The following is a 13,412-nucleotide window of genomic DNA, read 5'->3' on the forward strand; positions in this document are numbered from 1 at the left end:
GGTGATCGACGCGTACGAGGATCCGGGCACGCCCGACACGCGCGGGGGCTGGTCCTACCTGTGGTGGCTGGTGCGCTGCCAGCCGGGCCGCTCGCTGGCCGGGGCGCTGCTGGGCAGCGCCTGGCTGACGCTGATGGCCGCGACGCCGTACCTGATGGCCCGGGCCGTGGACGACGGCCTGGTGCCGGGGCGCATGACGGTGCTGGCCGGGTGGACTGCGGCGATCTTCGTCCTCGGGGCGGTCAACGCGTGGCTCAGCATCATGCGTCACCGCACGATGACCCGGGTGCGCATGGACGCGTACTTCCGCACGATCAAGGTGGTCGTCGGCCACGCGGTACGGCTCGGCGCGGCGCTGCCCCGGCGGGCGGGTGCCGGTGAGGTCGTCACGATCGGCGTCGGTGACGTGCACACCATCGCGCAGGCGCTGACCGTCGTCGGCCCCGGGGTGGGCGCGGTCGTGGTGTACGGGGTGGTGGCCGGTCTGCTGGTGCCGATCTCACCCCTGCTGACCGGCGTGGTCCTGCTCGGGGTGCCGGTGGTGGCGCTCCTCGCGGGTCCGCTGACCCGCCGGCTCCAGGGCAGGGAGACCGAGTACCGGGAACGCCAGGGTGTCCTCACGGCCCGCATCGGGGACCTGGCGGGCGGCCTGCGCGTCCTCAACGGACTGGGCGGCAAGGGCCTGTTCGCGGACGCCTTCCGCAAGGACTCGCAGCACCTGCGCGCCCAGGGCTACCGGGTGGGCGCGGTCGCCAGCTGGGTCCAGGCCCTGGGCGTGGGCCTGCCCACGGTGTACCTGGCGGTGGTGACCTGGCTCGCCGCCCGGATGGCCGCCCGCGGCGAGATCACGGTGGGGCAGCTGGTGTCGGTGTACGGCTATGTCGCGGTCCTGGTGGGCCCGGTGGCGTTCTTCCTGGACATGGGCTACCAGCTCAGCCGGGGCGTGGTGGCCGCCCGCCGGGTGGTAGGCCTGCTGCGCCTGGCCCCGGAGCCGGACCGGGGCACGGAGCGGGCTCCGGCCGAACCGGCGCCCCTGCACGACCCGGAGTCGGGGGTACGGGTCCGTCCCGGCCGCCTCCAGGCCCTGGTGGGCGCCAGCCCCACCGACACCGCGACCGTGATCGACCGCCTGGGCCGCTACACCCGGTCGGACGCGACCTGGGGAGAGGTCCGCCTGGACGCCGTACCCCTGCGGGAGGTCCGTTCCCGCATCCTGGTGGCGGACAACGAGTCCCACTTCTTCGCCGACACCCTCCGCAACTCCCTCAGGGGCGCGGGGCCGTACCACATGTGCGGCCGCCGCCGCGTGGGCGCGACAGGCCCCCACTCGCCGGCACCCGCCGCCCCCTCCCCCGAACCTCCTGACGCGCGAACCGCCCAAACCCTCCACGCGGCCGCGGCGAACGACATCGTCCAGGCCCTCCCGAACGGCCTCGACTCAGAGCTCTCCGCCCAGGCCCGCAACCTCTCCGGCGGCCAGCGCCAACGCATCCGGCTCGCACGGGCGTTGCTGGCCGATCCCGAGGTCCTCCTCGCCGTGGAGCCCACTTCGGCCCTCGACGCCCACACCGAGTCCCTCGTAGCGGAGCGCCTCCACCGCGCCCGGGCCGGCCGCACCACTCTCCTCACCACCACCTCCCCCCTGATGCTGGCCCGCGCCGACGAAGTGATCTACCTGGTCGAGGGCAAGGTCGCGGCGACCGGCACCCACGAGAGCCTGCTGGAGTACGAGCCCGGCTACCGCGCCCTGGTGGCCCGCGACTCGCAGGACGAAGAGGAAGTCGTGCGGTGACCACGGGCCGGCTTCCCGTCGCGGAACGGGCCGACGTGCGCCGGGCGCTGCTCCGCCTGGTGCGGGCGGACCGCGCGGCCTTCTCGGCCGCCCTGCTGCTGAACGCGCTCGCCGCCGGCACCGGCCTGGCCGGCCCCTGGCTGGTGGGCAGGATCGTGGACGCGGTGCGGGCCGGCCGCGGTGTCGGTGCCGTGGACCGCCTCGCCCTGTGGATCCTGCTCTGCTCGCTCGCCCAGCTGCTGCTCGCCCGCTCCGCCCGCTACCTCGGCCACCGCTTCGGGGAGCGGACCCTGGCCCGGGTGCGCGAGGAGTTCGTGGACCGGACGCTCGCGCTGCCCGCGTCGGTCGTGGAGCGGGCCGGCACCGGGGATCTGACCGCGCGCGGCACCTCCGACGTGACCACCGTCGGCACCACCCTGCGGGACGCCGGACCCGAACTGCTCGTCTGCTCGGTGCAGGCGCTGTTCGTGCTGGCCGCGGTGTTCGCGCTGGACCCGGTGCTCGGCGCGTTCGGGGTGCTCGGGCTGACCCCGATCTGGCTGGCGCTGCGCTGGTATCTTCGGCGGGCCCGGAACGGCTATCTCGCGGAGGGTGCGACGACGTCCGGGGTCGCGGAGATCGTCACGGCGACGGTGGCGGGCGCGCGCACCGTGGAGGCCTTCCGGCTCCAGGAACCACGGATCACGGCCTGCCGGGACGCGCTGGAGGCCAACCGCAAGGCCCGCTTCCACACGCTGTACCTGCGGACCGTGTTCTTCCCGGCGGTCGAGGTGTCGTACTCCGTGCCGGTGGCCGGGGTGCTGCTGGTCGGCGGGCTGCTGCAGGCCGGGGTCGGTGTGGTGGTGTCGGCGGCGCTGTATCTGAGGCAGTTCACCGAGCCGCTGGACCAGATTCTGATGCGGGTGGAGCAACTCCAGGCCAGCGGCGCCTCGTTCGCCCGGGTGGAGGGGCTGGCGCAGGCCCCGCGGACGGCGCCGGACGGCGGGTCGCAGGCTCCGGCGGACGACCGCATCGATGTGCGCGGGGTGCGGTTCGCCTATGAGCGCGGCGGCGAGGTGCTGCGCGGGGTGGATCTCACGGTGCGGCCCGGGGAACGGCTCGCGGTGGTCGGGCCGTCCGGCGCGGGGAAGACGACACTGAGCCGGCTGCTGGCGGGCGTCGACGCGCCCGGGTCGGGCACGGTGACCGTGGGCGGGGTGCCGGTCGCCGGCCTGGAACCTGACGTGCTGCGCCGCCAGGTCGTCCTGGTCACGCAGGAACACCATGTCTTCCTCGGCACGGTCCGGGACAACCTGCTGATCGCCGAACCGGCCGCGAGCGACACGGACCTGTGGTCGGCGCTGACGGCCGTGGGAGCCGACGGCTGGGTCCGCGGGCTTCCCGGCGGCCTCGACACCGTGCTCGGCGCGGGCGGTCGCGCAACGGACGGCTCCCAGGCGCAGCAGCTCGCGCTCGCCCGGGTGGTCCTCGCGGACCCGCACACCCTGATCCTGGACGAGGCGACGGCGCTGCTGGACCCGGCGACCGCCCGGCATGCCGAGCGCGCACTGGCCGCCGTGCTGGCGGACCGCACGGTCATCGCCATCGCCCACCGGCTGCACACCGCGCACGACGCCGACCGGGTGGCCGTGATGGAGGACGGCCTGCTCACCGAACTCGGCACCCACGAGGAGCTGGTGGCCGCCGGCGGGGCGTACGCGGCGCTCTGGGCGACCTGGCACGGCGACAGGAAGCCCTGAGGCCGGGCCACTTGCCGAACGGGCCACTTGCCGAACGCTCCGCATACCGAACATGAACATCCGGTCAACGAACGATTTCCGGCCAAATTCATGACGCGGTCCTGACAGATCGCGTTTTCTGGTGCCACTCTTCCCACGGCCGGCTCACAGCAACCCCACAGATCCACCCGTCGCTGCCGGGTCCGGCACTGCACGCGTACGTGGTTCCGCGTTCCACCTGTTCCGAGTTCTGCCCGGACGGCCCACCCGCCCTCCGGATCTCCCCTGGCCGTGTGATCCGCGGCCACGCAGAAGGAGTCAGTGTTGAGAAGCAGTTCCTCTCGCAGACGCACCCCCCACCGCACCGCAGTAGTGGCCCTCGCGGGCGTCGCCGCCCTGATCGCCGCGGCCGTCCAGTCGGGCGCCGCCAGCGCCGCCCCCGCCGCGCCCCAGGCCGGCAAGGTCAACCCCGCGCACGTCGCCGTGAAGCTCTCGCCCTCGCAGCGCGCGCAGCTGCTGCGTGACGCGACCGCCGACCGGGCCGCCACCGCCAAGGCCATCGGCCTCGGTTCACAGGAGAAGCTGGTCGTCAAGGACGTCGTCAAGGACGCCGACGGCACCGTCCACACCCGCTACGAGCGCACCTACGCGGGCCTCCCAGTCCTCGGCGGCGACCTGATCGTCGACTCCGCCAAGTCGGGCGCCACCGAGCGTGTCGTCAAGGCGAACAACGCCACGCTCAAGGTCGCCGACCTGACCCCGGCGGTCAGCGCGGCGAGCGCCGAGAAGACGGCCGTCTCCCGCGCCAGGGCTCTCGGCTCCACCAAGTCGGCCGCCGACGGCGCCCGCAAGGTGATCTGGGCCGGCTCGGGCACCCCCGTCCTCGCCTACGAGACGATCGTCGGCGGCTTCCAGGACGACGGCACCCCCAACCAGCTGCACGTCATCACCGACGCCGCCACCGGCAAGAAGCTCTTCGAGTACCAGGGCATCGAGAACGTCACCGGCACCGGCAACACCCAGTACAGCGGGACGGTGTCGCTGTCGACCACCCAGTCGGGCTCGACGTACAACCTGACCGACGGCGACCGCGGCGGCCACAAGACGTACAACCTGAACCACGGCACCTCGGGCACCGGGACGCTGTTCTCCCAGTCGAGCAACACCTGGGGCAACGGCACCACGTCCAACGCCGCCACCGCGGGCGCGGACGCGCACTACGGGGCCGCGGAGACCTGGGACTTCTACAAGAACACGTTCGGCCGCAGCGGCATCAAGAACAACGGCGTCGGCGCCTACTCCCGCGTGCACTACGGCAACTCGTACGTGAACGCGTTCTGGGACGACGGCTGCTTCTGCATGACCTACGGAGACGGCTCCGGCAACGCGGACCCGCTGACCGCCCTGGACGTGGCGGGCCACGAGATGAGCCACGGCGTCACCTCCAACACCGCCGGCCTCAACTACAGCGGCGAGTCCGGCGGCCTGAACGAGGCCACCTCGGACATCTTCGGCACCGGCGTGGAGTTCTACGCCGCCAACTCCTCCGACGTCGGCGACTACCTCATCGGCGAGAAGATCGACATCAACGGCGACGGCACCCCGCTGCGCTACATGGACAAGCCCAGCAAGGACGGCGCGTCCAAGGACAGCTGGTACTCGGGGCTCGGCGGCCTGGACGTGCACTACTCGTCCGGTCCCGCGAACCACTTCTTCTACCTGCTGAGCGAGGGCAGCGGCGCCAAGGTGATCAACGGCGTCAGCTACAACTCGCCCACCGCGGACGGTCTTCCGGTGACCGGCATCGGCCGGGACAAGGCCCTGCAGATCTGGTACCGGGCGCTCACCACCAAGTTCACCTCGACCACCAACTACGCCGCCGCCCGCACCGGCACCCTGGCGGCGGCCGGTGAGCTGTACGGCACCACGAGCACCGAGTACAAGGCGGTGCAGGACGCCTGGGCGGCCATCGCGGTCGGTTCCCGCTCGGGCGGTGGCGGCGGTACGGGCACCTCGTACGAGAGCACCACGGTGGTGTCGATCCCGGACAACGGGCCCGCGGTCACCTCGTCGATCACGGTCTCCGGACGCACCGGGAACGCGCCGGCCAACCTCCAGGTGACGCCGGACATCAGCCACACCTGGCGCGGTGACCTGGTGATCGACCTCGTCGGTCCGTCCGGGACGTCCTACCGCCTCAAGGCCTTCAGCTCGTCCGACTCCGCGGACAACGTGACGGACACCTACACGGTGAACGCCTCGTCGGAATCGGCCAATGGGACCTGGAAGCTGAAGGTCCAGGACCAGGCTGCACAGGACACCGGAAAGATCAACAGCTGGAAGCTGACCTTCCCGTAAACCGCAGGACACGGGCACGAGTCACGGGCGCCGTCCGGGGGTTCGACTCCCCCCGGGCGGCGCACGTTTTACATGTCCGCAACGTTCACCCGACACCTGCTTTTCGGCCAACATCACTTCAGGGTCCTGACATGTACGCGACCTTGATGTCACTCTTCCCTCACCCGTCGCACAGCACAGCAACTTCACACCCCACAGTCGGGTGCGGTAACCCCACACCGCCCCGGACTCCCCACATCCTGAAGGAGCTTGAGTGACCCCCCTCTACGCGCGTCACAAGCGCACCACTCTGGCCATCGCCACCGCTGTCGCCGCCGGCGCCCTCCTGACCACGGGCCTGACCTCCAACGCCTCGGCCGCCGACAAGCAGCCGCCGGCCGCCGCCCCCACCCTGCTCTCCGACTCCGCCCGCACCGCCCTCATCCAGAAGGCGCAGGCGGACGTCACGGAGACCGCGCAGCACATAGGCCTCGGCGCCAAGGAGAAGCTGGTCGTCAAGGACGTCGTCAAGGACGCCGACGGCACCGTCCACACGCGCTACGAGCGCACCTACGCGGGCCTCCCGGTCCTCGGCGGCGACCTGGTGGTGCACACCTCCAGGGCCGGCAAGACCGAAGGCGTCACCAAGGCGACGAAGACGCCCATCAAGGTGGCCTCCCTCAAGCCGCAGATCAGCACCGCCAAGGCGGAGAAGTCGGCGCTGAGCGTCGCCAAGACCCTCGGCTCCACCAAGTCGGCCGCCGACGGCGCCCGCAAGGTGATCTGGGCCGGCTCGGGCACCCCCGTCCTCGCCTACGAGACGATCGTCGGCGGCTTCCAGGACGACGGCACCCCCAACCAGCTGCACGTCATCACCGACGCCGCCACCGGCAAGAAGCTCTTCGAGTACCAGGGCATCGAGAACGCCACCGGCACCGGCAAGAGCCTCTACTCCGGCACCGTCAGCCTCAGCACCAACCTGTCGGGCTCGACGTACCAGCTGTACGACACCACCCGCGGCGGCCACAAGACGTACAACCTGGCCCGCTCCACCTCCGGCACCGGCACGCTGTTCACCGACGCCGACAACACCTGGGGCACCGGCGCGGCCTCCAGCTCCTCCACGGACCAGACGGCCGCCGTGGACGCGGCCTACGGCGCCCAGGAGACCTGGGACTTCTACAAGGCGACCTTCGGCCGCAGCGGCATCAAGAACAACGGTGTCGCGGCCTACTCCCGGGTCCACTACAGCAGCGGCTACGTCAACGCGTTCTGGGACGACAGCTGCTTCTGCATGACCTACGGAGACGGCTCCGGCAACACCCACCCGCTGACCTCGCTGGACGTGGCGGGCCACGAGATGAGCCACGGTGTCACCTCCAACACCGCCGGTCTCAACTACAGCGGCGAGTCCGGCGGCCTGAACGAGGCCACCTCGGACATCTTCGGCACCGGCGTGGAGTTCTACGCCGCCAACTCCTCCGACGTCGGCGACTACCTCATCGGCGAGAAGATCAACATCAACGGCGACGGCACCCCGCTGCGCTACATGGACAAGCCCAGCAAGGACGGCGGTTCGGCCGACAACTGGTCCTCGTCGGTGAAGAACCTGGACGTGCACTACTCGTCCGGTGTCGCCAACCACTTCTTCTACCTGCTCTCCGAGGGCAGCGGCGCGAAGACCGTCAACGGGGTGTCCTACAACTCCCCGACCTACAACGGCTCCACGGTCACCGGCATCGGCCGGGCCAAGGCTCTCCAGATCTGGTACAAGGCGCTGACGACGTACTTCACGTCGACCACCAACTACAAGTCGGCGCGCACCGGCACCCTCTCGGCGGCGGCGGCCCTGTACGGCTCCGGCTCCACCGAGTACAACGCGGTGGCGGCGGCCTGGACGGCCGTCAACGTCACCTGACCGGATCACAGCGGTAGCGGCGGACCCCGGGACGAAGGCTTCCCCGGGGTCCGCCCTACGCTCTCCCCCATGTCCTTCACGTACGAGGCGGTCGGCGCGACCCGCGAGGACCTCGCCGCCTGCCCGCCCGGCTTCCACCCGCTCCATGTGCGCACGCGCATAGGGGAGGGCGCCGATGTCTTCCACCGGGCCGCCGAGGCGGTCCTCACCTGGGAACTCCACCGCGCCCTGGGCGTCGGCATCGAGACCTCCGCCGACCGCGCCGCCCCCGGCGTCGACGTCACCGTCAGCCTGGCCGGGCTGATCAAGGCCCCCTGCCGGATAGTGTGGACGCTCGAGGAGTCCCGCCGGGCCGGCTGGGCCTACGGCACCCTCCCCGGCCACCCCGAATGCGGCGAGGAGGCCTTCCTCGTGACCCGCACCGGCGACGGCACGGTCTGGCTGACGATCGCGGCCTTCAGCAAACCCGCCAAGTGGTACGCCCGCGCGGGCGGCGCCGCGGCCCGGGGACTGCAGCACGCGTACGCGCGCAGGTGCGGCAAGGTGCTGCGGGGGCTGGTCGGGGACGAGGCCGTCTGAACGCACCCTCACGGATGCCGGGCGGTCCGGCGGCCGGGCCCGAGTGCCCCGCCGGGCCGCCGGACCGCCCCGCCTCACCGCATCAGCACCCCGGCCCCCTCCACCGCCCCCTGCGAGGGCGCCGTCACCAGCCCCAGTTCCGCGCCGGAGGCCAGCAGCCGGTGCGAGGGGAGGATGCGGACCGTGTAGCCGTAGGGGCCGGTACGGTCCAGGGACAGCGGGCCTTCGTAGGTCCAGTGGCCCTCCAGGTCCGGGCCTCCGGTCGGCTTCAGCGGCACCGTCGTCGCGTCCGTGATGCGGTCCTCGGAGTCGACCCGGCCGGAGACCGCCTGCACCTCCACGTCGTCGGGCGTCAGGTCGCCCAGCCCGACCCGGACGCGCAGGGCCAGGGTGGTGCCGAGTTCGGCGGTGGCCGTGGCCGTGGTGGTCGCCACGTGGTCGACCGACACCCCGTGCCAGGCGCCCCGCACCCTGTCCTTCCAGGCGGACAGTTCACGGGCCGTGTCGGCGGTCATCGCCCGGTGGGCGTGCGCCGCGGGGGTGTAGAGGCGCTCCACGTACTCACGGACCATCCGGCCGGCCAGCACCTTCGGACCCAGCAGGGTCAGCGTCTGGCGGACCATCTCGATCCAGCGGTCCGGGAACCCGCTCCGGCCGCGCTCGTAGAAGCGCGGGGTGACCCGCTGCTCGAGGAGGTCGTAGAGGGCGGCCGCCTCGATGTCGTCCCGGCGCTCGGGATCCGTGCCGGCACCGTCCGCGGTCGGGATCGCCCAGCCGAAGTCCGGCTGGAACCACTCGTCCCACCAGCCGTCCAGGACCGAGAGGTTGAGGCCGCCGTTCAGCGCCGACTTCATCCCGCTGGTCCCGCAGGCCTCCAGCGGTCGCAGCGGGTTGTTCAGCCAGATGTCGCAGCCGGGCAGCAGCTTCTGCGCCATCGCCATGCCGTAGTCGGGAAGGAAGACGATCCGGTGCCGGACGCGCGGGTCGTCGGCGAACCGGACCAGCTCCTGGACCAGCCGCTTGCCGCCGTCGTCCGCCGGGTGCGCCTTGCCGGCCACCACCACCTGGATCGGCCGCTCGGCGTGCAGCAGGAGATCCATCAGCCGGTCACGGTCGCGCAGCATGAGCGTGAGCCGCTTGTACGAGGGGACACGCCGGGCGAACCCGATGGTCAGGACGTCGGGGTCGAGGGCGTGCTCGATCCAGCCCAGCTCGGCGGTCCCGGCGCCCCGTTGCCGCCACGAGGCGCGCAGCCGCTCCCGTACCTCCAGGACCAGTTGCTCCCGCAGGTTCCGGCGCAGGTCCCAGATCTCCTGGTCGGTGACGTCCGCGACCGCGTCCCAGCGCTCGGTGCCGCCGACCGTCAGCGCCTCCTCGGTACGGCGGTCGCCCAGCTGCCGGGCCCCCAGCCGGACCACCTCGGGGGCCACCCAGCTCGGGGCGTGCACTCCGTTGGTCACGGAGGTGATCGGCACCTCGGCGGCGTCGAAGCCCGGCCACAGCCCGGAGAACATCTCCCGGCTGACGTTGCCGTGCAGCAGCGACACCCCGTTGGCGCGCTGGGCGAGCCGCAGGCCCATCACGGCCATGTTGAAGAGGTTGGGTTCGCCGCCGGGGTAGGTCTCCATCCCCAGGCGCAGGATGTGCTCCACCCCGATCCCGGGCAGCTCGGCGTCGGGGCCGAAATGATGCGCGACCAGCTCCCGGTCGAAGCGGTCGATGCCGGCCGGGACCGGGGTGTGGGTGGTGAAGACGGTGCCGGCCCGCACCGCCTCCAGCGCGGAGTCGAAGTCCAGCCCCTCCGCGCACAGCTCGGCGATCCGCTCCAGGCCGAGGAAGCCGGCGTGTCCCTCGTTGGTGTGGAAGACCTCGGGCTCGGGGTGGCCGGTCAGTCGGCAGTACGTCCGCACGGCGCGCACACCCCCTATGCCCAGCAGCATCTCCTGGAGCAGCCGGTGCTCGCTGCCGCCGCCGTAGAGCCGGTCGGTGACGCCGCGTTCGCCGAAGTCGTTGTCCTCCACGTCGGAGTCCAGCATCAGCAGCGGCACCCGGCCCACCTGGGCCAGCCAGATCCGGGCCCGCAGCAGCCGCCCGCCGGGCAGGGCGAGGGAGACGTGCGCCGGGGTGCCGTCTGCGTCCTTCAGCGGCACCACCGGAAGTTCGTTCGGGTCGAGGACGGGATAGTGCTCCTGCTGCCAGCCGTCCCGGGACAGGGTCTGCCGGAAGTACCCGTGCCGGTACAGGAGACCGACGCCGATCAGCGGTACGCCGAGGTCGCTGGCCGACTTCAGGTGGTCGCCGGCCAGGATGCCGAGGCCGCCGGAGTACTGCGGCAGGGCGGCCGTGATGCCGAACTCGGGCGAGAAGTAGGCGACGGCCGCCGGAAGCTCGGCGGCCTGCGGCCGGGACTGGTACCAGCGGTCGCCGGTCACGTAGTCGTTGAGGTCGTCCGCGACCGCCGTCAGCCGGCGCAGGAACCGGCGGTCACCGGCCAGCTCGGCGAGCCGCGCCGGCGGCACGCTGCCGAGCAGCCGCACCGGATCGCCCTCCGAGGCGGCCCAGCGCTCGGGGTCGACGGCCTGGAAGAGGTCACGTGTCTCGGTATGCCAGGACCAGCGCAGATTTCGCGCCAGGTCGCTGAGAGGGCGGAGGGGGTCGGGGAGAACGGGACGGACGGTGAACCTACGGATCGCCTTCACATTCCACTCCACGCGTTCGTGGTGAGAGCCGTACGGCGGTGTGCGGCTCGGCGTCCTTCAGACGGTACCGGTGCCGAGGGGGCCGTTGTCGGAGCTCCGCACCAGACCCCGGCTTCGTCCCCCCGGTGGACGGACCCGCGCGCCACGCCTTCTTGTGGGACCGGGCCCCGCACGAGACCCTGCCCCCCTGAGCTGAGGAGGGGGAACTCGCGGCCATGTCATGGACGATCATCCGGCGTTCGCGTGTGGTGGGGGGCTTGACGGCGGTCGTCACGGCCGCCGTGCTGTCGTCGGCCACCCTGCCCGCGCACGCCGTACCGGAGGGGACCGTGTCCGGCGCCGGCCGGCCGGGCGCGGTCGGCGGAAGTTATCTGGTCACCCTGGAAGCGGGGATCAAGGGGGCGTCGGCGGCCGGGAAGGACGTCGCCAACCGCTATGGGGCGAAAATAAGCCGTACTTACGACAGTGTGCTGAACGGATACGCCGTCCGGGCAAGCGCTGAACAGGCCCGGCGGCTCGCCGCGGACTCGCGGGTCGTGTCCGTCGTCCAGGACAGCCGGGTACGGCTGGAGCGCACCCGGACGAACCCGCCGTCCTGGGGTCTGGACCGCGTCGACCAGGCGGGACTGCCGCTCGACGGGTCGTACAGGTGGCCGGGGCCGGGAGGCGCGGGCGTCACCGTCTACGTGATCGACACCGGCGTCCGGATCAGCAGCCGCGACTTCGGCGGCCGGGCGAGCTACGGCTGGGACTTCGTCGGCAGGGACGGATCCGCGGGCGACGGCAACGGCCACGGGACACATGTCGCCGGCATCATCGCCGGCACCCGGTACGGTGTCGCCAAGAAGGCGAAGATCGTCTCCGTACGGGTCGTGGACGACGCCGGGTCGGGGACCACCGCCCAGGTCATCGCCGGTATCGACTGGGTCACCGCGCACGCCCGCAGACCGGCGGTCGCCAACCTCAGTCTGGGCGGTGCGCACAACGCCCAACTCGACGCCGCGGTACGAAAATCGATCAGGTCCGGGGTGACCTACACGGTCGCGGCCGGCAACAACGGGCGGCCGGTCGGCGGCTACTCGCCGGCCGACGTGCCGCAGGCCATCACCGTCGGCGCCACCGACCGCACCGACGCCCGCGCGGGCTTCTCCGACTTCGGCGCCGCCGTGGACCTGTTCGCCCCGGGCGTGGCGATCACCTCGGACTCGTACCGGAGCGACACCGGCAGAGCCACCTGCTCGGGCACGTCGATGGCGTCACCGCATGTGGCGGGCGCCGCCGCGCTCTATCTCGCCGGTCGTCCGAGGGCCGCACCGGCCCAGGTCGCCAGGGCGCTGATTGCGAGGGCGGCGAGCGGGAAGGTGACCGGTGTGGGGTCAGGATCACCGAACCGGCTCCTGCGGGTGCCGGAACCGTAAAGCGTTTTCCGCATGCGAACACGCCACCGGCCCCGTTCGTACGGAACGGGGCCGGTCTTGTGTGTAGACATACGGCCGAGTAGTTAACAAAGTGCCGGATTGCCCACACGAACAGTGTGGGAAGGCTCCTGCGGTACACCCCATGGACACAGCGCTGATACCCCGCACAGGTAGACCCTCAAGTACACCTCCGGATACCGCCGCAGGACCCGTCCCGCCACCATCCATCCGCCCACACCCTCGTTGCCGCGGACAGGAGCGGTCATGCCCGCCACGCACCAGTCGTCAGCACCTCCGACACAGCGCACGTCAGCCCGTGCCGCACCCCCCGCACCCCCCGCGGACGAGGCCACCGCCGTCGGCCGCATACCCGTCCTCGACGTCCGTCCCCTGGTCCAGCAGGGCCGCCGGCCCGCCAAGGCGGTGACCGGGGAGTCGTTCGAGGTCACCGCCACCGTCTTCCGCGAGGGCCATGACGCCGTCGCCGCCAATGTCGTACTGAAGGATCCCAAGGGCCGTCGGGGCCCGTGGACCCCGATGCGGGAACTGGCTCCCGGCACCGACCGCTGGGGAGCCACCGTCACCGTCGGCGGAAAACCGGGCCGTTGGACCTATCACGTCGAGGCCTGGGGTGATCCGGTCACCACCTGGCGCCACCACGCCCGGATCAAGATCCCGGCCGGCATCGACACCGGTCTGGTCCTGGAGGAGGGCGCCCGGCTCTACGAACGGGCCGCCGCCGGGGTGCCGAAGAACAGGAAACGGGACGTTCTCCTGGCCGCCGCGGAGGTCCTGCGCGACGAGGACAGCCCGGCTCCCTGGCGCCTCGCCGCCGCGCTCAGCCCCGAGGTCGAGAAGATCCTGGCCCGGTATCCGCTGCGGGAGCTGGTGACCTGTTCGGAGCCGTTGCCGCTGCTGGTGGAGCGGGAGCGGGCCCTGTACGGGTCCTGG

At 71.8% G+C, this 13,412-nt stretch carries 8 protein-coding genes; 7 read left to right on the forward strand and 1 reads right to left on the reverse strand.

Translation table 11 applies throughout. The features are described 5' to 3' along the window. Nucleotide 1: 1 nt before the first annotated feature. From ACFXI4_RS39145 to ACFXI4_RS39165, 5 genes are all read left to right on the forward strand, one after another. Complete coding sequence (locus tag ACFXI4_RS39145) at nucleotides 2-1,792, forward strand: ABC transporter transmembrane domain-containing protein (protein WP_385000780.1); 1,791 nt, start codon at nucleotides 2-4, stop codon at nucleotides 1,790-1,792. Beyond that, nucleotides 1,789-3,531: an ABC transporter ATP-binding protein gene (locus ACFXI4_RS39150; protein ID WP_385000783.1), complete on the forward strand. Its 1,743-nt coding sequence runs from the start codon at nucleotides 1,789-1,791 to the stop codon at nucleotides 3,529-3,531. Before ACFXI4_RS39145 ends, ACFXI4_RS39150 begins: the two co-directional genes overlap by 4 nt. 303 nt (nucleotides 3,532-3,834) lie before the next feature. Then, nucleotides 3,835-5,868 carry a M4 family metallopeptidase gene (locus tag ACFXI4_RS39155; RefSeq protein WP_385000786.1) on the forward strand — a complete coding sequence of 678 codons (2,034 nt, stop codon included), beginning with the start codon at nucleotides 3,835-3,837 and terminating at the stop codon, nucleotides 5,866-5,868. A 253-nt stretch (nucleotides 5,869-6,121) separates the two neighbouring features. Next, the gene (locus ACFXI4_RS39160; RefSeq protein WP_385000789.1) at nucleotides 6,122-7,765 is read left to right on the forward strand and encodes a M4 family metallopeptidase; all 1,644 of its coding nucleotides are present in this window, start codon (nucleotides 6,122-6,124) and stop codon (nucleotides 7,763-7,765) included. Between the two features lie 69 nt (nucleotides 7,766-7,834). Beyond that, entirely contained in the window at nucleotides 7,835-8,344 is a 510-nt protein-coding gene (locus ACFXI4_RS39165) for a DUF1990 family protein (protein ID WP_385000792.1), read from the forward strand. A gap of 74 nt (nucleotides 8,345-8,418) precedes the next feature. On the opposite strand, the gene ACFXI4_RS39170 is transcribed toward ACFXI4_RS39165, so the two are convergent. Then, nucleotides 8,419-11,043: a glycosyltransferase family 1 protein gene (locus ACFXI4_RS39170; protein ID WP_385000807.1), complete on the reverse strand. Its 2,625-nt coding sequence runs from the start codon at nucleotides 11,041-11,043 to the stop codon at nucleotides 8,419-8,421. A 215-nt stretch (nucleotides 11,044-11,258) separates the two neighbouring features. Between ACFXI4_RS39170 and ACFXI4_RS39175 the strand changes: the two genes are divergently transcribed. Continuing rightward, on the forward strand, nucleotides 11,259-12,461 hold the full coding sequence (locus ACFXI4_RS39175; protein ID WP_385000795.1) for a S8 family peptidase: 1,203 nt from the start codon (nucleotides 11,259-11,261) through the stop codon (nucleotides 12,459-12,461). Nucleotides 12,462-12,725: 264 nt separating this feature from the next. Beyond that, nucleotides 12,726-13,412 (forward strand): maltotransferase domain-containing protein (locus tag ACFXI4_RS39180; RefSeq protein WP_385000798.1); only part of this gene is annotated, 687 nt, incomplete at its 3' end.

It is taken from the genome of Streptomyces sp. NPDC059224 (genome assembly GCF_042754285.1).
Classification (GTDB): Bacteria; Actinomycetota; Actinomycetes; order Streptomycetales; family Streptomycetaceae; genus Streptomyces.